20 protein-coding genes are annotated in these 18,444 nt (G+C 40.8%); 17 read left to right on the forward strand and 3 right to left on the reverse strand.

Annotated features, from left to right (window positions below; genetic code table 11):
* The gene (locus M3194_RS31285) at positions 1 to 1,560 is read left to right on the forward strand and encodes a glycine betaine ABC transporter substrate-binding protein (RefSeq protein ID WP_285889308.1); all 1,560 of its coding nucleotides are present in this window, start codon (positions 1 to 3) and stop codon (positions 1,558 to 1,560) included.
* A 142-nt stretch (positions 1,561 to 1,702) separates the two neighbouring features.
* Here the strand turns inward: M3194_RS31285 and M3194_RS17220 are convergent, their stop codons facing one another.
* Complete coding sequence (locus M3194_RS17220; protein WP_251655301.1) at positions 1,703 to 2,887, reverse strand: MFS transporter; 1,185 nt, start codon at positions 2,885 to 2,887, stop codon at positions 1,703 to 1,705.
* Between the two features lie 216 nt (positions 2,888 to 3,103).
* Here M3194_RS17220 and M3194_RS17225 point away from each other — a divergent pair, with 216 nt between their 5' ends.
* The 4 genes from M3194_RS17225 (at position 3,104) to M3194_RS17240 (ending at position 5,734) form a co-directional block, all read left to right on the forward strand.
* Positions 3,104 to 3,691, forward strand: a complete 588-nt coding sequence (locus M3194_RS17225) for a TetR/AcrR family transcriptional regulator (RefSeq protein WP_251655302.1) — start codon at positions 3,104 to 3,106, stop codon at positions 3,689 to 3,691.
* A 259-nt stretch (positions 3,692 to 3,950) separates the two neighbouring features.
* Positions 3,951 to 4,313, forward strand: a complete 363-nt coding sequence (locus M3194_RS17230; RefSeq protein ID WP_251655303.1) for a nuclear transport factor 2 family protein — start codon at positions 3,951 to 3,953, stop codon at positions 4,311 to 4,313.
* A gap of 130 nt (positions 4,314 to 4,443) precedes the next feature.
* Entirely contained in the window at positions 4,444 to 5,151 is a 708-nt protein-coding gene (locus tag M3194_RS17235; protein ID WP_251655304.1) for a Crp/Fnr family transcriptional regulator, read from the forward strand.
* A 115-nt stretch (positions 5,152 to 5,266) separates the two neighbouring features.
* On the forward strand, positions 5,267 to 5,734 hold the full coding sequence (locus M3194_RS17240) for a nuclear transport factor 2 family protein (protein ID WP_251655305.1): 468 nt from the start codon (positions 5,267 to 5,269) through the stop codon (positions 5,732 to 5,734).
* Positions 5,735 to 6,090: 356 nt separating this feature from the next.
* Here M3194_RS17240 and M3194_RS17245 read toward each other — a convergent pair whose 3' ends face one another.
* Positions 6,091 to 6,549: a cupin domain-containing protein gene (locus M3194_RS17245; RefSeq protein ID WP_251655306.1), complete on the reverse strand. Its 459-nt coding sequence runs from the start codon at positions 6,547 to 6,549 to the stop codon at positions 6,091 to 6,093.
* Between the two features lie 402 nt (positions 6,550 to 6,951).
* On the opposite strand from M3194_RS17245, the gene M3194_RS17250 reads away from it, so the two are divergent.
* From M3194_RS17250 to M3194_RS17285, 8 genes are all read left to right on the forward strand, one after another.
* Positions 6,952 to 8,331: an FAD-dependent oxidoreductase gene (locus M3194_RS17250; protein ID WP_251655307.1), complete on the forward strand. Its 1,380-nt coding sequence runs from the start codon at positions 6,952 to 6,954 to the stop codon at positions 8,329 to 8,331.
* Between the two features lie 58 nt (positions 8,332 to 8,389).
* Entirely contained in the window at positions 8,390 to 8,869 is a 480-nt protein-coding gene (locus tag M3194_RS17255; protein WP_251655308.1) for a GNAT family N-acetyltransferase, read from the forward strand.
* A gap of 76 nt (positions 8,870 to 8,945) precedes the next feature.
* Positions 8,946 to 9,281 carry a thioredoxin family protein gene (locus M3194_RS17260; RefSeq protein WP_251655309.1) on the forward strand — a complete coding sequence of 112 codons (336 nt, stop codon included), beginning with the start codon at positions 8,946 to 8,948 and terminating at the stop codon, positions 9,279 to 9,281.
* Positions 9,282 to 9,294: 13 nt separating this feature from the next.
* Positions 9,295 to 9,993, forward strand: a complete 699-nt coding sequence (locus M3194_RS17265; protein WP_251655310.1) for a Crp/Fnr family transcriptional regulator — start codon at positions 9,295 to 9,297, stop codon at positions 9,991 to 9,993.
* Between the two features lie 110 nt (positions 9,994 to 10,103).
* Positions 10,104 to 10,430, forward strand: coding sequence for a putative quinol monooxygenase (locus M3194_RS17270; protein ID WP_251655311.1), 327 nt, complete (start codon positions 10,104 to 10,106; stop codon positions 10,428 to 10,430).
* Positions 10,431 to 10,467: 37 nt separating this feature from the next.
* On the forward strand, positions 10,468 to 11,214 hold the full coding sequence (locus M3194_RS17275; RefSeq protein WP_251655312.1) for an SDR family NAD(P)-dependent oxidoreductase: 747 nt from the start codon (positions 10,468 to 10,470) through the stop codon (positions 11,212 to 11,214).
* Between the two features lie 133 nt (positions 11,215 to 11,347).
* Positions 11,348 to 12,073, forward strand: a complete 726-nt coding sequence (locus M3194_RS17280) for a pirin family protein (RefSeq protein ID WP_251655313.1) — start codon at positions 11,348 to 11,350, stop codon at positions 12,071 to 12,073.
* Positions 12,074 to 12,085: 12 nt separating this feature from the next.
* On the forward strand, positions 12,086 to 12,421 hold the full coding sequence (locus M3194_RS17285) for a hypothetical protein (RefSeq protein WP_251655314.1): 336 nt from the start codon (positions 12,086 to 12,088) through the stop codon (positions 12,419 to 12,421).
* A gap of 75 nt (positions 12,422 to 12,496) precedes the next feature.
* Here the strand turns inward: M3194_RS17285 and trxB are convergent, their stop codons facing one another.
* Positions 12,497 to 13,444, reverse strand: a complete 948-nt coding sequence (trxB, locus tag M3194_RS17290; RefSeq protein WP_251655315.1) for a thioredoxin-disulfide reductase — start codon at positions 13,442 to 13,444, stop codon at positions 12,497 to 12,499.
* A 203-nt stretch (positions 13,445 to 13,647) separates the two neighbouring features.
* On the opposite strand from trxB, the gene M3194_RS17295 reads away from it, so the two are divergent.
* The 4 genes from M3194_RS17295 to M3194_RS17310 all read left to right on the forward strand — a co-directional run bounded on the left by M3194_RS17295 (position 13,648) and on the right by M3194_RS17310 (position 18,426).
* Entirely contained in the window at positions 13,648 to 15,141 is a 1,494-nt protein-coding gene (locus tag M3194_RS17295; RefSeq protein ID WP_251655316.1) for a spore germination protein, read from the forward strand.
* The gene (locus tag M3194_RS17300) at positions 15,092 to 16,306 is read left to right on the forward strand and encodes a Ger(x)C family spore germination protein (RefSeq protein ID WP_251655317.1); all 1,215 of its coding nucleotides are present in this window, start codon (positions 15,092 to 15,094) and stop codon (positions 16,304 to 16,306) included. Before M3194_RS17295 ends, M3194_RS17300 begins: the two co-directional genes overlap by 50 nt.
* 246 nt (positions 16,307 to 16,552) lie before the next feature.
* Positions 16,553 to 17,650: a GerAB/ArcD/ProY family transporter gene (locus tag M3194_RS17305; protein ID WP_251655318.1), complete on the forward strand. Its 1,098-nt coding sequence runs from the start codon at positions 16,553 to 16,555 to the stop codon at positions 17,648 to 17,650.
* A gap of 77 nt (positions 17,651 to 17,727) precedes the next feature.
* Positions 17,728 to 18,426: a Crp/Fnr family transcriptional regulator gene (locus M3194_RS17310; RefSeq protein ID WP_251655319.1), complete on the forward strand. Its 699-nt coding sequence runs from the start codon at positions 17,728 to 17,730 to the stop codon at positions 18,424 to 18,426.
* The last annotated feature ends 18 nt before the right edge of the window (positions 18,427 to 18,444 follow it).

The following is an 18,444-nucleotide window of genomic DNA, read 5'->3' on the forward strand; positions in this document are numbered from 1 at the left end:
ATGAATCTATTGGAAATATTTACAAGTAGAAAAGAAGATATCCTTCGCGCGACTTTGGAACATATCCAGATTTCTTTAATTGCGCTGATCATTGCGATCGTTATTTCGATCCCTACCGGTCTGTTGCTGACTAGATTTCCTAAATTGGCTCCACCCGTAATCGGAGTGGCCTCTTTATTCCAGACTATCCCTAGTTTAGCCTTACTGGGCTTCATGATTCCAATATTAGGGATCGGCGTAACACCGGCCATAGTAGCTTTAACAGTGTATGCCCTTCTTCCTATACTCAGGAATACATATACAGGAGTCATGAACGTGGAAAAGCCGATCAAGGAAGCAGGAATCGGCATGGGCATGACCAGCTTGCAGGTAATGTTAAAAGTGGAGCTGCCACTAGCGCTGACTGTCATAATGGCAGGTATTCGCACAGCAACGGTTATGATCATTGGCGTCGCCACGCTCGCTTCACTAATTGGAGCAGGGGGGCTCGGAGACTTAATTTTTCGCGGAATCTCTACAGTCAATACAGATTTAATTTTGGCGGGTACGATTCCGGTAGCGTTAATTGCACTGTTGTTCGATTACTTGTTGGGGCGGATGGGGAGGTGGATGACGCCTCGCGGACTGAGGAAACGATCAAGGAAACCAAAACTTATCAAGGGTTTGGAAATCGCGCTGGGATCTCTGTTGATAGTAGCATTGGTAGCTGGATCCATGATGCGTCTCGGGCAGACTGGTGGTGCCAGTACCGTAGTTGTTGGGGGGAAAGCTTTTACCGAACAGGATATTCTTGTCCATTTAATGTCATCTCTGATAGAAGCAAAGACTGATTTGAAGGTCATTCGCAAACCATATCTGGGAGGTTCGGCCGTTACCCACAACGCGCTTACCGGAGGGAATATAGATGTATATCCTGAATACACCGGAACGGGTTGGACGGAGATTCTGATGGAGAAACCAGTCGGTGGGAATCCCGAACTAACGTATCAAAAAGTAAAGAAAGCCTACGAACAACAATTTAGTATTACTTGGCTGCAGCCTTTCGGCTTCAATAACACTTATACGTTGGCAATGAGGAGCGACCATGCACAGAAGCTTGGCATAACTACGATTTCGGAATTGACTCGACTAGCTCCAAATCTTGTTTTTGGAGCAACGCAAGAATTTCTTGAGAGGCCAGACGGTTATAAAGGATTGCAAACTACATACGGAATAAAGTTCAAGGGGACGAAGGGATTGGATCCCGGAATAACGTATGCAGCTGTAAGAGATGGAAAGGTTGACGTTAATGATGCATACTCCACTGATGGGCGTATTGCGGCATTCAATCTGAAGGTAATGGTGGACGATAAACAGTATTTCCCTCCCTACTATGCGGTTCCAATCATTCGCGACGATACCTTGAAAGCTCATCCTGAGTTGGAGCAGACGTTAAATCAACTGGCAGGTAAGCTTGATGAAAAGGTCATGTCCCAATTAAATGCAAAGGTAGATCTGGAAGGCAAACAGGCGCGTGAAGTGGCTGAAAATTGGTTGAAATCAGTGGGGTTAATACAATGATTTGTAAATCGCAATATCGTAAAGACAAATAGCTCAGGGAGCAGGTCCCTGAGCTATTTGTTATCCATTGCTTTAAAAGCATTGTTATTAGTGCGATTGGATCTTACGATGAATCTCAATCGTTGTTGGAGCTTGTTTCTAATTAATGTGGTAGAGAACCTGTCGTTACGTCCTTTACACCAAACAATTTTACTTTAATTAGGATGGTTAGCAATGTTGCTGCAAAAAAGATGATACCTGTCCATAAAATATTATGCGTACCATAATGAGAAATTGTCCAGCCTCCGGCAATAGATCCGACCGAAATACCAAAGTTGGAAAAAGAGACAAACAAGCTGTTGCCGAATTCAGGCGCTTCTGACGCTTCCGTAGTAAACCAACTCTGGCTAATAACGAAACCTGAAGTATGAACAGCTCCCCATAATATGACTATGATGAGCATAGGAATGAAGGCATGCCCGGCAAAATAGACGAGAAAATAGATGAGAACCATAAGTAAAGGGAAGTAGATTGCTGTTCGAGTAACGCTTTTGCTCAAAAACTTGCCAGTTTGCAAATTCCCAATTACCCCACTAACTCCAAATACAACAAGCATAATACTTATCAAATTGTTATTTAACCCTGAATAGCCAGTAAGATACTCGGAAAAATAACTGTATACAGTAAACATAGCTGAAAGAGTTAGGAGTAAGGTTACGATATTAAACCATAGACTTGGCTTCGTCAGCACAGATAATTGCGAACGATACGATAATTTTGCTGTAACTGGGAGACTTGGTATAAAGACGGCAAGTCCGATGAATGCGGCAGTATTAATGATCCCAGAGAATAAGAAGGAAGCTTCAAGGGAGATATGACTAGCGATAAAAGATGTAATTGGAACCCCAAGCACAAGACCGATGGTGCCTCCAGTAAACACTTTTGCGATGGCCTTAGTGGGCTCACTCGAATAAAAGCCGACTGCTACGACAAAGGCCAATGAAAAGTAAACCGGATGAAGAAATGCGGGAACTATTCTAAGTAGCAATAGTATGGGAAAACTAGTTGTAAATGCGGCTAAGACGTTGGCAACAGCGAAGATCGCTAAGACGAACAACATTATCTTTTTGCGGTTAATGCCTGATAATAGTAAGGTCATAATAGGACCGAAGATAGCAATCGTTAGAGCGAATAAACTTACCAATAATCCTGCTTGAGAAACACTAACTTGATATTTCTCAACGACATAGGGGAAAATCCCGATAATACCAAATTCCGTATTGATAATACTGAATAGACCTAATGCAACTACGTAAATCAAGAATGTTGCGGATCTCTTGTTGTTCATGGCTCTATCGACCTCCATATATTTTTACCGTACCGATCGGTATTGTAATACCCTGTAAACTTTACTTACCCGGTGGGTAAAAGTCAAGAAAAATATACTGATATGATTTTCCACTTTTATAGGCGCTTCTAATCCTTAAATGCCGTGTATTTTAAATCGCAAATACTGTACACTGAACATTAATTCGTAGTTAAACTTGATTGGGGAGATGTTCAAATGCCAAGGGGTAATTTCCGTGCATTCAATTTGGATGAAGCTTTGGACCGTGCTTTGAAAGTGTTCTGGGAGAGGGGATACGAAGGCTCTTCTCTTACTGTGTTGACAAAAGCTTTGGGTATTAGCAGGCCTAGTTTATATGCGGCATACGGCAATAAAGAAGAATTATTTCAAAAAGTGTTAGACCGTTATGAGGTTGGGCCGATGATGTTTAGGACTAATGCTTTACAAGAGTCAACTGCACAGGCAGTGGCTGAGCGCCTGCTTTATGGGACAATTGACAATATAACCAATGAAGGGAACCCTAAAGGCTGCCTTTTCGTACAAGCCGCTCTTTCTTGTGGAGAAGAGTCAGAAGATATACGGCAAGAATTGAATTTACGACGGGCATCGACGGAAAAAGTGCTGGTCAAAAGGTTTGAAGAAGCTATCGATGAAGGTGACTTACCTTCCCACACGAATCCAGAATGTTTGGCGAGATACGTAACGACCGTTCAGCATGGACTCAGTGTCCAAGCCACAGGCGGATCCACTCGCGAAGAATTACTGGAAGTGGTAAACATGGCGATGAGGGCTTGGCCAAAATAAAGCCAAGCTTAATTGTCATGTTAACAACCCCGATGCAACCTGGATCCGCAGGTTGCATCGGGGTTGTTTTTTTATAAATTGACGTTGACTCTGTTATAGGACTTTTCAAATGTAATGTATCTTACTGATAACAATTCGAATTCCTACTAAACTAAGGTTGTTCACAAACGATGCGGAATCAAATGCAGAAATAAGAAATACTACTTGGTGAAATGGGAAAAGCTATTAGATGATGACTGCAGAGAAAGGGGGAATGTTCATGAATCAATCCATCATTGAAAAGCACATGTTCTCGGTATGGAGCGAAACCGATCGAGAAAAGAGAAAAACAGCTATTAATGAAGTGTATACGGAGAATTGTTTGGTCTACGACCCCATGTTCCCTGATCCTTTCCAAGGACGCAGCAACTTATTGGATCTGATTGATAACGTGCAACATCAATTTCCGGGTTTCGTCTTCCGCATCGAATCTTACGACGCTCATCATCAAGCTGTCCGCCTTCACTGGTCCTACGGGCTTCCAGGAGAGGAACCTGAAGTTAAGGGTGAGGATTTTATGCTGTTTGAAAATAACCAAATTCAAACCATGTATATTTATATTGACCAGCCTCCTGCAAAATAAGTTAATGGATAAAACTTTGCATGAATTAGCCAATGGTATCAGAAAATCGAACTTTTAATCATGGAAAGTCATGCTGTCCACGTTCAAATACATGGTTACAAGATTTTCGGAACCAGGAGGCTTAAGCGAAGTGATATTAGACAAACGCTTATATTTATCAAAAATGAGCATTTTTGAAGTGTTGACTGCTGATGATCTGACGGAGTTAGACCATATATCGCCTATTTCCCATTTTAAAGCTATCCCTAAAGGAATCATTATACAGAAGCCTGAAGGGGCTAAAGATGGATTGTTTTTTCTTAAAGAAGGTAAGCTGCGTCTATACAGAGAGAATTTGGAAGGAAAGCAGTTTACAGTGGGGATTTTGAGTAAAGGGAATATCTTTGGTGAGATTGACACGTTTTCTTTTGGGACAAAAGGACTTTATATCGAAACCATGGACGAAACGTTAATTTGTTCGGTGCCTAAGAAGGCTTTTGAAGACTTTTTATCTGAACGACCGCTGCTTTCCTTGAAGATGTTAACGGAACTGAGTAAAATCCTTAAGGAACGCGATGAGATGCTCGAGAAGTTGACCCTTGGGGATGTCCAGGATCGCATACTTCATTTATTACTTAAGCTTTCCGAACGATTTGGAGTCGAGGATGAGGGAAAAGTAAGAATCGATTTGCAGTTAACGCATCAGGAAGTTGCGAATATGGTTGGAGCCACACGCGAGGCGGTTTCCGGAATCCTTAAAAAGTTAATGAAGGATGGGGTCATTAATACGGGAAGGAAATCAATATCGATTTATCCCATCAAGGTAGCAGACATCCTTGAATTAACATACACGATGTGAATTGAATTTACCTTTCACGTGTAGAAGTGTTGGCAAAGATAGCGTAACGGATTGTGCATAAATGACTAATGCATGAATAGAAAAAACAATTTTCTAATAAAAAGGAGTAGTTATTATGAATCAAACAGAATTGCAGCAACGCCGCATTGATGCGGCAATTAATTATTTCAGATATGTCGATAATGCTGACCCAAGCTTGATTTCCCTCTTCACAGAGGATGCAATGGTTACTTTTCCAAAATTAGGTGTAGCGCATGGAAAAGCTGAAATTGGTTTACTAGCTCAAGGATTCGGATCAGAGATCATTAGAATCGAACATGATATTGAAAACTTTAATGTCATGCCAAGCGGTAATCATGTCATTATCGAAGGACAAGTCAGTGGCGAAACTTATTCTGGCGGTGCTTTCCCAGATAACGTGTATTCGCATGGTCGTTTTTGCAATGTTTTCGAATTTGTGGGGGATCTCATTAAACGCATTAATATATACGAAGATCCGGATTTTAATAGTGCCGATGCTCCACGCATAGAATGGGCTAAAAAGGTTCATGACTCTCTTGCGCAGCACAGAGCGTCTCTATAAAAAAGCAGATCGGCATTTGCGAAGCGCATTGATACTAATCAATGCGTTTTTTTTAGTTGTTTACATTTTATCGGAGCTTATAGACAAACACTTCTACGCGGTCGATTCGGAACAATTTGAAACATTAGCTGAGATATGCGAGGTTCGAGGTATACCATGTATTTTAGTGTTCAAGGACGGAGAAAAATCAGCTCACTTGCATAGTAAATTTGCAAAAACGCCAATACAAATCAGGGAATATCTATATAGTTTACTTTTAACAATAGCTTAAAAAAATAGCGACTGAACAGGTCTAATCCCGTTCAGCCGCTATTTTGCTTTAAGACAGATATATCAGCGTCTAGGAACTCATCTAATTAACCTAATTGGATGCCAATTGATGCATTATCGTCTGGTGTTCCCAGCCAATATCCATAGGCGATGGCTACTTGAACAAAATGTTGCAGCACTTCTGGAGAAGGAGGACCCGGTGGAACTGTATCCGAAGGACGTCCGATTTCAATAAAAAATTCTCCCATTTTCGCAGTTGATGCGACTAACAACGTAACGGTTTCATTTGAGGAGTTTCTCCATGCATGCTTTACGTCTCCAGGAATATCAACTGTATCGCCCGCTCTAACAGTTTGCCAGCTGTCCTTCGTGAAAGCTTCGAGTTCTCCCGAAAGAACGACAAAGGTTTCGCGGTCATCATGACTGTGAACGGGAACGACCACACCTGGCGGTACTTCAGCCTTCATTAGGCTGTAATCCCGGTTTTCTGCTAAATCGGTCAAAAGTTTAATGCGTGGTCCCATAACATCCAAAAATGTCGACATATGTGTATTCCTCCATGATTATAATATATTTTTGTAATGCTCTGTTTTAACCATTGGTACTTTATAAAACGAAAAGTTTGCGTGTTATGGCAGTTTTATTAGCAACACGGCAAAATCATCGCTCCTTTCTTGCCTGAGTCCTATTTTAGAGTCTTGCAGTTTTTTTATCTGTAATGTTTTTTACAAAACACATATTCACCATTTACTTTTACTTAACTTCGAAAGTATCTGTAAATATCTTTGTTCTTATTCATATTAAATGAGCTTTTCAATAAATAGCGACCGATTTGATTGCTTAGTAATCTGGATTACAGAAACGGAAATTTTGGTGATTTATGATGAATGTAGTAATCAGGAACAGGTTATGTTACATGAAGAACGGCAATTAAGAGGAGGATTAGCATGGAACATTATGATGCCATTATTATTGGTTTCGGAAAAGGCGGAAAAACGTTAGCCGCTGCTTTGGCCGATCGGGGGCAGAAGGTAGCAGTCATTGAACAATCTAAATTGATGTATGGAGGTACATGCATCAATATTGGCTGCATTCCGACAAAGGCACTGGTGCATCATTCAAAACTTTCTCGATTGAAAAAGCTATCGAATTTCGAGGAACAAGCTGAGGAATACCGTTCAGCTATCGAGAAGAAAACGGATCTGATCGCTGCATTGAGGCAAAAAAACTTCGAAAATCTCGATAAGAAAGTTACACTCTATACAGGCAAAGCTTCATTTGCGTCCCAACATGAAGTCTCTGTTCAATCGGAGAACGGTTCCCTTTCAATACATGGCGAGCGTATTTATATTAATACCGGAGCTACCATTAATATTCCTGATATTGACGGCATTCGGGAAAGTCGCCTTGTATACACTAGTACCACAATAATGGAGGAGACATCTCTTCCCAAGCGCCTCCTTATTATTGGTGCCGGCTATATCGGATTGGAATTCGCCTCTATCTATGCTGGTTTTGGTTCTGAAGTTGTAATTTTGGATTCCAATTCCCACTTGCTCGATCGGGAAGATCGAGACATTGCGAAAGCTGTGCAAGGCTCGTTAGAGAAAAAAGGAATTATAATCCAACATGGTACTGCCATCATATCCGTGCGGGATACGGAGCATGGAGTCACTGTTGGTTATCTTGATGCCGATAATAATCGGCATGAAATAACGGCGGATGCAGTCTTGGTTGCAACTGGAAGAAGACCCAATATTGATGGCTTACAACTAAAAAACGCTGGTATTGCCGTTACCGAACGAGGCGCAATTCAAGTGAATGAATACCTGCAAACAACAGTACCTCACATCTTCGCGATGGGGGATGTCGTAGGGGGACTTCAATTCACGTATATTTCCCTTGATGACCAACGAATTATTTTAAATCACTTATATGATGACAAACGTCGGACGGTCAATGACCGTCACCGTCAATATATCCCGTATTCAGTCTTTATCGATCCGCCGCTGTCTCGTGTGGGACTTAGCGAGCAAGAAGCCATCGCAAAAGGGCATGAAGTAAAAGTTGCGCTCTTACAGGCCGCAGCCATACCGAGAGCCAAATTAAACGAAGAGACTGAGGGACTTCTGAAAGCGGTCGTTGATAAACGCACCGATAAAATTCTGGGATGTTCATTATTCTGTGCAGATTCTCATGAGATGATTAATATCGTTCAAATGGCGATGGAAACCGAACAATCCTATACCTTTCTCCGGGATCATATCTTCACACATCCTTCAATGAGTGAATCCTTGAACGATTTATTTCAATTAATTTCGCATTGAGTGTCATAAAAAAATCCATGCGCCAAAACCGGCGGGAGAACGGCAGTGAATCTGGGGAATGTATAAATCTTATGAGGAAAAATATAAAAATGAGATTATCGATTTGATTCTGCACGTTCAAAATTCGGAATTTCAATTGAATATCGGCTTAGAAGAACAGTCCGATATTCTTGACATTCCAAAGAATTACTTGGCTAACGGAGGTAATTTTTGGGTAGCTCTAAATGAAGACGGTGAAGTAATCGGATCTATTGGATTGCAGAAACTCTGGCAAGATTTTTACATCTTAAAAAAGTTTTTTATCTACAAAGAATATCGGGGCAAGACTTTTTCAGAAGGATTATTTAATGAAGTAGTCCTTTATGCCAAACATCATGGTATAAAGACGATAATTCTAGATACGCCTTCCATTGCGACGAGATCACATCGTTTTTACGAAAAGAAAGGATTCGAGCGAATATCCGAACATGACTTGCCGGTACGTTATGATTATCCAGATCGGAACTCGTTACTATACCGCTTGACCTTACGGGATTAAAACTTATGTAAATTAGGTTACAGATAAAAGCAGCATACTGAGCTATGATAAATCACATAACAAGGAGGGATACACAATGGATAGAATCAAAAATCAAGCGCAATTCCAAGAGCAGATCGATCAAGATAAATATACGATCATGAAATTCGATGCGACCTGGTGCCCGGATTGCAAAAATCTGGATCGTTTTATCGGAGATATCATCAGCGAGAATAATGATAAATCCTTCTTCGCCGTTGACTCGGAACAATTCGAAATGCTTGCACAAAAATATGATGTAAGAGGAATTCCAAGTTTGCTTGTATTTAAGAATGGGGTGAAAATAGATCATTTGCACAGCAAATTTGCAAAAACGCCGAATCAAATCAGAGAATATCTTAGTAAGTTGAATGTTCCCTCGGCAGATCAGTAAGCGGAAGAAGAATATGAAGCAAGATAATAACCGAATGTCACTATTGTCGCAAATTAAAATATTCGAATCGCTTCCTGGAGAAATTATTCAAGAAATCGATCAATCGATTAATGAATCTAATCAGAATATGCTGCCTAAAAACTCTATTTTTCAAACACCTGGTAATGAGAAAGATGGCCTGTTTTTCGTAATAGCTGGCAAACTTCGAATATATAAAACAAATCCAGCCGGTAAACAATTTACGGTATGCATTCTTAGTGAGGGTGGAATGTTTGGCGAAGTCGAGTCGTTTTCATTAGCGACAAGAGGAACTTACGTGGAAGCGATGGAAAAAACGCTTCTGGTATGGATGCAGACGGAGCAAGTTAATCTTCTTTTGAGTAAATATTCGGAATTAGCTTTGAGATTTTTATCAGAGATGAGTACGAGATTGCGAGAACAAGATGAACTATTGGAAAAGCTTATCTTTAGAGATCTTAGAGGAAAAGTACTTTACTTTCTTAACAGGCTGTCTAAAAAATTCAGCGTCGAAGTAAATGGCTACAGGAAAATTGAGATCCCGCTGACCCATCAAGAATTGGCGAATATGATAGGTGCCACAAGGGAAGCAGTCTCGCTTGTATTACAAGATCTTTCAAGCGAAGGTGTTATCGTTACCAGCAGAAGAATGATTATGATCCATTACGATAAAGTCATGGAAGAATTGTCTTGATTATATAGATAGTTAAGAACTTACAACTTGTTAAGTATCATTGTATTCCCTATATCAAATAATAAATGTCGTCGTGCTCAAAACAATAAAACTCTATAGGAGGAGTCAACATGTCAAATCAACATATCCAACTAAATATTCGTTTTAAAGCTAAGCCGGGAAAGAAAGAAGAATTTCGCAAGGAGCTATCTTCCCTTATCGAAGAAATGTCATCTGAGAAGGCATTCATCAGCGCCATTGTTTCTGATGATTTGGATCAGCCAGATGACTTGATTATTTATGAAACTTGGCAAGGCACAAGAGAGAGTTGGCTGGAGGAAGAATTTGTGAAACCCTATCGCAAAAATTATGAAGGAACACTAGGTGATCTGATCTTAGAACGAAGCGTCAGCTGGCTGGTACCGTGGGGCGAATGGGGAAGCGAATTAACAAATTGATAAAAATAAGGTCCTTAAATGGAGAGGAGAGAAAGTCATGAAGAGATTTGATGGTAAGGTAGTAGTCGTTACTGGAGGAACAAGCGGCATTGGACTTACAACGGCACAACAATTCGTTGCGGAAGGTGCACATGTCTTTATTACCGGCCGCAGACAAAGTGAATTAGACGCAGCAGTGAAATTAATTGGAGAACGGATCACTGGAGTTCAAGGTGACGTTTCTAATCTAAGTGATTTGGACAAGCTTTTTGAAACGGTAAAAAAGGAAAAAGGGCAGTTAGATATTCTTTTTGCAAATGCTGGACTTGGAAGTATTCTTCCATTAGGACAAATTACAGAAGAGCAGTACCAGCTTACCTTCGATGTTAATGTAAAAGGCACCCTGTTCACCATCCAAAAAGCTCTACCTCTGTTTGCTAATCAGACGGGCTCAATTATTCTAACCGGTTCTACGGCAGGAACGGTCGGCGATCCAGGGTTTAGCGTTTACGGAGGAACGAAAGCCGCGCTTCGTCAGATGGTGAGAAACTGGATCTTGGACTTGAAAGGCACCAAAATAAGAATTAATGTACTAAGTCCAGGAATGGTTCATACGCCAGCTTATGATGATCTATTTGGTGAAGCGCTGGATCAAGTCCTTGAGTCAGCCAAGAATACCGTTCCGCTAAGCCGCGTAGGTAAGACGGAGGAAATCGCCAACGCCGTGATGTTCTTGGCATCCGAGGATAGCAGCTATGTAAATGGAGTCGAGCTGTTTGTGGATGGTGGAATGGCTCAAATCTGACCTAGAGCTTATCAAGTTTAATTCTGAAGCAGGGAGTCTCAAAATAGGCTCCCTGCTTATTTCTAATATTCAAGCTCAACAGGATTCACGAATTAAATTAGATTTGAGAAAAAATGTATAAGGGGACGTTGTTATGATTAAGGTTTATCCGGCAGAGTCAAGGCACTCATTCGACCTTGGTTGGCTTAAAGGCAGTCATAGCTTTTCATTCGGAAATTATTTTGAAAATGATAATATATCTTTTGGTCCTATGCGTGTTTTGAACGATGATACGATCTCTCCGAAACGCGGATTTGGCGCGCATCCACATAGCGATATGGAGATTCTATCTATCGTTCTTGCTGGAGATCTCCGTCATGAGGACAGCTTAGGCAACGTAATGGTTACGAAGTTTGGCGGCGTACAACGAATGTCGGCTGGTACTGGAGTGGTCCATACCGAACATAATCCATCCGAGACCGAAGATGTGACACTGCTTCAGCTTTGGTTTGAGCCTGAACAAAAAGGGCTGGTACCTTCCTATGAGGCGACAAGTTTTGATCCCGATGCACTCTCCGGCCAATTGCTGCCAATTGCTTCATGTAATGCGGTCGAAAATTCAGTTGCCAAGTTACATCAGGATATGACGGTATATCTGAGTAAGCTGAACGTAGGTACTAAAGTAACATTCAAACAAAAACCGGGAAGACGGGTATTGCTGTTTGTCATTGAAGGACGACTTAAGGTGGTGGACGAGAGTGAGGCATGCAAGTTGCTATCCAAACGGGATTCCGCACGAATCGTTAATGAAACCTTGTTGAGACTTGAAGGAGAGCAAGGAGAGGATGAAACGTTTTTTATGTTGATTGACTTGCCTTAAGGAGGAGCCACGATGTCCAGATTATTAATCAAGCATGCTGTAGGCGGACGAACATTCATAGATTCAGATACTAATCAGCAAATCCAGTTTGAGCTGAAGACTCATGATAACGGTAAATTGCTGATAACGGTGTATCTAACGATGGAAATGGAGCAGGAAATAAACGAGTTGCTGAGGTGGAAACAAGAGCTGAATGTTTTTATTTTCGACAAACTTCATGACGGACGTCTACAGAAGACGTGGTATTACACGGGAGATGGAGAACCACAATATAATGTGGCAGAAAGAGTATTAAGAATCGAAAGCAGTCGCGAAATTCGTTACTTGCCTTCTAATTACCTGGAGTAAACCAGGTTAATAAAGCCCAAAACCCGGTAGTCTTACATAGACGGCCGGGTCTTTGGCTTCAGTTTAAAGTATTATTTATACTGATTGACTCCAATCATGCACCGCATGGCCATCAAGAAACTTCTCGCAATCAAGAGCAGCCATACAACCGCTTCCTGCAGCAGTAATCGCTTGCCGATATGTACTGTCTTGAACATCACCACACGCAAATACACCAGGGATATTTGTCTGAGTTGATCCCGGCGTAGTAACAATGTATCCGATTTCATTCATCATAATTTGACTTTTCAGGAAATTTGTATTTGGAGTGTGACCAATGGTGACGAAAATACCGTCCGTTTCTAAAAATTCTTCCATCCCGGTTTCATTATTCAATACTTTAAGACCTTTAACGCCATGTTCGTCGGCTATAACCTCTAAGGGCATTTTGTCTAGTTCCCACGTGATCTTGGGATTACCACGAGCGCGTGCTTGCATGATTTTCGAGGCTCGAAGCTCTTTGCGGCGATGAACAAGGCGCACTTCGGTTGCAAACTTGGTCAGAAAGTGAGCTTCCTCCATTGCTGAATCCCCGCCTCCTACTACAATAATTTTTTTGCCGCCGAAAAAGAATCCGTCACAAGTAGCACAAGTGCTGACACCACGCCCGATATTTTCTTTCTCACCAGGGATCCCAAGGTATTTAGCCGATGCACCTGTAGAAATTATAATCGACTCGGTTGTCAATTCCTCTCCGCCTTCAATTATTAACGAAAATGGGTGCTTGGACAAATCAACCTGATTGACCCATCCGGTACGAAATGTGGCACCAAAGCGCTCAGCCTGTCTGCGCATGTTGTTCATAAGATCAGGGCCCATAATTCCGTCCGGGAAACCAGGGAAATTTTCTACCTCTGTTGTTGTAGTCAATTGACCACCAGGCTCTGGACCTTCGATAATAATTGGTTCCAGATTGGCACGTGCTAAATAAATGGCTGCCGTCAGTCCAGCTGGTCCAGTACCAATAATGATACATTTATTCATTTGAGACCCTCCTTTATTATTGTCAGCTTCTTATGTCTATTCTGAGTTAAAAGCCTAAAAGCTATCCCATTTAAAGCATGACGATAGGCATGAATGGAAGGTATAAAAGATATTTTTGTGAGCCTGATCCTTAATCCAAAAACTGAATCAAAACCCATTATGAGGACATAATAGTGTTGATTTCAAAGAAAGGGGAAGAGGAAATGAGTCAAGAACCATTGCGTACGTTCTCCAACAAAAATCTGCAAGAACTAAAAAGCATTTATGTTGGAAACGAACTGTTATTGTTCCGAACTCTAGCTGACAAGGATAACATCAATGAAGCTGTTATTGTCTATTTGAACTCTCTTGTGGATGAAAAGCGCTTAAACCAACAAATTCTTCGGAAAATGAATATGGATTTACGGATGAATGACGGTCCAACTGGAGAAGTTTTATTGGAATCTCTACATACGCTTGGTGATGTTAACATTCTTACAGAGATCGATGAAATAGAAAATCATTTAGCTGATTCCAATTTCGTTTTGTTTATCGAAGGGTACGACGAAGCATTCGGGATGAAATTGCCGGGCTTTGAAACGCGTGCAATAGATGAGCCGCAAATTGAACTTAACATTCGCGGTCCCCGTGAGGGATTCACCGAAGATTTGCAAAAAAACTTGGGTATGATATTGCGTCGAATGAAATCAAAAAATCTGAAAGCGAAATCGTTCTTGATCGGACAAGAAAGTCAAACGAAAGTGATGATCCTTTATCTCAGCGATCGCGTCGATCACGAAGTGTTAGATGAGCTCTGCCAACGAATAGATTCCATTCATTTAGATGTGCTATCGGACAGCGCGCAGATTGAAGAATGGATCCAAGACAGCACATTTTCTCCATTCCCTCAGATTTTAAATTCCGAAAGACCCGATCGTGTCGTTACAGCAATGAACAGAGGAAAGATCGTTATTATGACGGACGGTACGCCAAATGCCCTTATCACCCCGAGTACTTTTTTTGAAATGCTTCATCCCAGCGAAGACCAATTTGAACGGTTCTATTTCGCTAATTTTCTGCGTATTATCCGACTTCTTACACTAATAGTATCGTTAATTGGTCCATCCTTCTATATAGCATTCACTACGTTTCATCTCGAGATGATTCCTACGCCGTTGTTAATGACTTTTTTGTCAGCGAAAGCGGGGATTCCCTTCCCTACTTTCATTGAAGCTTTGATTATGGAAGTCGCATTTGAGGTGCTTCGGGAAGCGAGTATGCGTCTGCCGCGCATTATGGGACAATCAGTCAGCATCGTAGGAGCTCTTATCATCGGGGAAGCTGCCGTTCAATCAGGTATTGTTTCACGTCCGATGGTAATTGTCGTCGCGATGACGGGAATTGCCTCCTTTACGATCCCTTCGTATAATACAGCCATCTCACTTCGTCTATTGCGTTTTCCGTTAATGTTTCTTTCCGCCCTTAGTGGTATGTTCGGATTATCGGTAGGCATGTTCATAGTCATTTTCCACTTATGTTCCTTGCGTTTTTGCGGTGTTTTGTTTTTAGACCCGCTTGGATCGGAAGGCTATTGGAGTGCGATGAAGAAATTTTTCTTGCCTCCTGTTAAGTACAAAGAGGGTTTGCATAGCGAGGGGAGTAGGCCTAATGTGTCAAGGATACAATCACAAAAATATCGCGGTAAGGATTGGGAATAGTCTGAAAAATTTCGTGCGTTTTTCTTTATTGTGCCTGTGCTGTATGTCGTTAGCGGGTTGCTCCCCGGACGTAAACGAAATCAGCGATATTGCTTTGGTTACGGCAACTGCCATTGATTACAATGCGGATACAAAAAAATATACGTTCAGTGCCTTTTGCGTCATGCCTTCGAACACAAGCCAAGAAAAGAGCTCGACACTGACCCCATGGATCTCTAGCGCCTCAGGAAAAACACCGTTAGATGCGGCAAGAAAAATGCGATCACGCGTTGGGAAAAATTTGATTTTCCAGCATAATAAATTTTTTATTATAAGTGAGAGCGCCGCAAAACTTTCGCTATATGAAGTGATGGATTACCTAACGAGGAAAAGAGAATTTCGGATTTCGGCATATCCGATTATTGCACCAGGGCAAGCTTCGGACATATTAAAGCTCAGCACCGAGTCCGGCGATATGTTGCCGAATGACTTGCTTGGTCAAGTGCGTAACAATAAGCTGTCAGGTCAAATAAAGCCGTTAACTATAAAAGATTTTGTAGATTTATTTGAGAATCCTAATCGCGGATTTGTGTCTGGCAGATTAAAAGTAAAATCTTCGGAAACAAGTGACAAAAAAATTCTTTTCCTAAACGGAGGTGCTGTCATATACAAACAGAAATTTGCTGGATGGTTGGAGGGAAACGATGTATGGACTCTTAATGCCTTGTCAGGAAAAAAATATTGGAGAAATATAGAGTTTAATGAAGTTATCAATTCGAATGACGGTTTAGAATTTTCCGCATTATTCCACGTGAAAGAATCGAAGATCCAAGGCAACATTCAAAACGGAAGTCCGAGATTGAGCATTTATCTGAAATTCAGTGCATCCGTTGAGGACTTAAATGAAGAAACTGATGTTGGTGACTCGGGTGTCACTTTGCAAATGGAGCGAGCAGCATCCAATTACTTGGAAAAGAGTGTGGAAAAGAGTCTGAAGCATTTTCAAAAAGACTTAAAAATAGATGTTCTTGGATTGTCTGATTATTATTTGCAGTATCATCCCGCAGCATGGAAATTAATCGAAAAAGACTGGGAGAGCCTTTACCCCATGATTCCAGTCAAAGTTCATGTTGCTGTTCAATTCGAAAAATACGGAATGTCTACATCAATAAAGGAGCGTTTATAGATGCTTAACGAGGCTTTGTTTGTTGGCTCCCTATGTTATGGTGTTGTGAGTTTTTTTCTGTTAAATAAAAAAGGTAAGCGTTATGATGCCGTGATCATATTTCTCCTAAGCTGTTTTATCGCGGGTTATAACGCGCCTTTTATTGAAGGGAAATGGCCAACAGTCGAAATTTTGTATAGTGGCTTGTATAAGTCACTATCACAGTACATTTTTCAGCAAATATTGATTAAGTAAAAAGGAGGATAGATGAAAGTGCGGGAGAAAATATCTCATCTACAGTTGGGCTGTTTATTGTTTGGGTATATTGCCGGTTTCGAAAGTTTATTTCTAACAGAAACGAAGTTAATGAAACAGGATGTATGGATCGCTAATGTATTTAACATCTTAATTGGAATTGCATTACTAGGGATTATTACATACGTTCAACGTCAGTTCCCGGGCTACAAAATGACTGAAATTTGCGATAAATTGCTCGGAAAGTGGCTTAGTAAAATAATGCTCTTCATATATCTGCTAAGTAACTTGGAATCCGCATCGGGAGGTTTCCGCGCGGTATCCATGTTCTACACGACTGTGATTTTGCCAAATACGCGGTCGGACTATTTGATTTTAATCTACGCGGTTTGTTCAACTTATGCCGTGTATATCGGCCTTGGTACATTAGCACGAACAAATCTAATCATTATTCCTTTCTTCTTAATTGGCTTTCTTGCTACTTGCTTGTTTATTATTCCAGAAATACAATTGAATCCGTTTCTTCCTCAGCTTCAAAGTTCCAAATCGGATATAGCTATTGGGAGCATGCATCTGTTTACCTTTACCTTCTCACAATTGATCACGTTTGGATTTCTTATGTCGCGGGTTGAAAACATGAAAAAAATTTTCACAAGCTGCGCAATAGCTATTTTAATGTCGGGTCTATATTTGGTTATGATTTCCTACCTGACTTTAAGCTCGCTGGGATTTAATTATGTAGAAACATCCACGTATCCGTTCTTTTCGACGATACAACTGGTGAAATTAGGGGAGTATTTGGAGAGGATTGAAATTCTGTTGATTGGGCTGTGGACAGTTCTTACCATGGTCAATATCATTATTATGCAATATGTGTTTACTCTTGTGGCGGGGCATGTCTTAGCAATCTCTAAGATGAAGCCGTTTGTATTGGCGATTGGACTTCTTTTCTTTGTACATGCTTCTAAAAGTTATATTCGAACAGCAGATCACTTCACGTATGGAACAAAAATTTATCCCATTTCTTCGTTACTTCCTTGTGTCGTATTTCCCGTTGTATTGGGCTTAATAACTTTAATTAAAAAGAAAGGGAATATTAAGGCCTCTTGAGGATGTCAATGTAAGTTCGCAGTGCAGAAGTATTTAGTAGGAATTTTAAATTTGAATGAATATGGGGTTGTTCGAATATGCAGACTGAATGGCGACTATCATTATCCAAGCTATTTGCGTCGCTCCCAAGCGACATACTAAATGACCTTGATCAATTAGCTTCCATAACGGATTTTCATTTTCCGAAGAAAAAGGCTGTGATTCAAACACCAGGCAGCGAAAGAGAAGGCCTGTGTTTCCTCATTGAAGGCAAACTGCGCCTATTTAAAACAAATTCAGCTGGTAAGCAGTATACCGCTGGTATACTAGGTCCGGGGAGTATGTTTGGTGAAAGTGATTCTTTCTCATTGGGGACGCATGGTAATTATATTGAAGTAATTGAAGACGCATGCTTTTGCTCAATTCAGAAACAGCCATTCGAGGATTTATTATTAAAATATCCGGAGTTGATAGTACGTATTCTGAAGGAGTTAAGCACGCGATTGGCAGAAAGGGACGAAATGTTGGAAATTATTTCTTCTAAAAATCTTCGAGATAAAGTCTTGTTCTTTATAACAAAATTATCTAAAAAAATTTCAATAGATAATGATCAATTCCAAGAAATCGTCTTGTCCATAACTCACCAGGAGCTTGCTAATATGATCGGCGCTTCGAGAGAGTCCGTATCGGTTGTTTTGCAAGAGCTTTCTAACGATGGTGTAATAATGAGAGGCCGTAACTCGATACTTGTCCATAAAGAAAAAATGAAACATTACCTGCATCGAGAGAATAATTAATCACTTTCAAACGCTAAA

The organism is Paenibacillus glycanilyticus, from assembly GCF_023715145.1.
GTDB lineage: Bacteria > Bacillota > Bacilli > Paenibacillales > Paenibacillaceae > Pristimantibacillus > Pristimantibacillus glycanilyticus_A.

Bases quoted from the DNA above. Each gene is read 5' to 3' on its own strand.
- M3194_RS31285 (WP_285889308.1), top strand. From the start codon at position 1: ATGAATCTATTGGAAATATTTACAAGTAGAAAAGAAGATATCCTTCGC.
- M3194_RS17220 (WP_251655301.1), bottom strand. From the start codon at position 2,887: ATGAACAACAAGAGATCCGCAACATTCTTGATTTACGTAGTTGCATTA.
- M3194_RS17225 (WP_251655302.1), top strand. From the start codon at position 3,104: ATGCCAAGGGGTAATTTCCGTGCATTCAATTTGGATGAAGCTTTGGAC.
- M3194_RS17230 (WP_251655303.1), top strand. From the start codon at position 3,951: ATGAATCAATCCATCATTGAAAAGCACATGTTCTCGGTATGGAGCGAA.
- M3194_RS17240 (WP_251655305.1), top strand. From the start codon at position 5,267: ATGAATCAAACAGAATTGCAGCAACGCCGCATTGATGCGGCAATTAAT.
- M3194_RS17245 (WP_251655306.1), bottom strand. From the start codon at position 6,549: ATGTCGACATTTTTGGATGTTATGGGACCACGCATTAAACTTTTGACC.
- M3194_RS17250 (WP_251655307.1), top strand. From the start codon at position 6,952: ATGGAACATTATGATGCCATTATTATTGGTTTCGGAAAAGGCGGAAAA.
- M3194_RS17255 (WP_251655308.1), top strand. From the start codon at position 8,390: ATGTATAAATCTTATGAGGAAAAATATAAAAATGAGATTATCGATTTG.
- M3194_RS17260 (WP_251655309.1), top strand. From the start codon at position 8,946: ATGGATAGAATCAAAAATCAAGCGCAATTCCAAGAGCAGATCGATCAA.
- M3194_RS17265 (WP_251655310.1), top strand. From the start codon at position 9,295: ATGAAGCAAGATAATAACCGAATGTCACTATTGTCGCAAATTAAAATA.
- M3194_RS17270 (WP_251655311.1), top strand. From the start codon at position 10,104: ATGTCAAATCAACATATCCAACTAAATATTCGTTTTAAAGCTAAGCCG.
- M3194_RS17275 (WP_251655312.1), top strand. From the start codon at position 10,468: ATGAAGAGATTTGATGGTAAGGTAGTAGTCGTTACTGGAGGAACAAGC.
- M3194_RS17280 (WP_251655313.1), top strand. From the start codon at position 11,348: ATGATTAAGGTTTATCCGGCAGAGTCAAGGCACTCATTCGACCTTGGT.
- M3194_RS17285 (WP_251655314.1), top strand. From the start codon at position 12,086: ATGTCCAGATTATTAATCAAGCATGCTGTAGGCGGACGAACATTCATA.
- trxB (WP_251655315.1), bottom strand. From the start codon at position 13,444: ATGAATAAATGTATCATTATTGGTACTGGACCAGCTGGACTGACGGCA.
- M3194_RS17295 (WP_251655316.1), top strand. From the start codon at position 13,648: ATGAGTCAAGAACCATTGCGTACGTTCTCCAACAAAAATCTGCAAGAA.
- M3194_RS17300 (WP_251655317.1), top strand. From the start codon at position 15,092: ATGTGTCAAGGATACAATCACAAAAATATCGCGGTAAGGATTGGGAAT.
- M3194_RS17305 (WP_251655318.1), top strand. From the start codon at position 16,553: ATGAAAGTGCGGGAGAAAATATCTCATCTACAGTTGGGCTGTTTATTG.
- M3194_RS17310 (WP_251655319.1), top strand. From the start codon at position 17,728: ATGCAGACTGAATGGCGACTATCATTATCCAAGCTATTTGCGTCGCTC.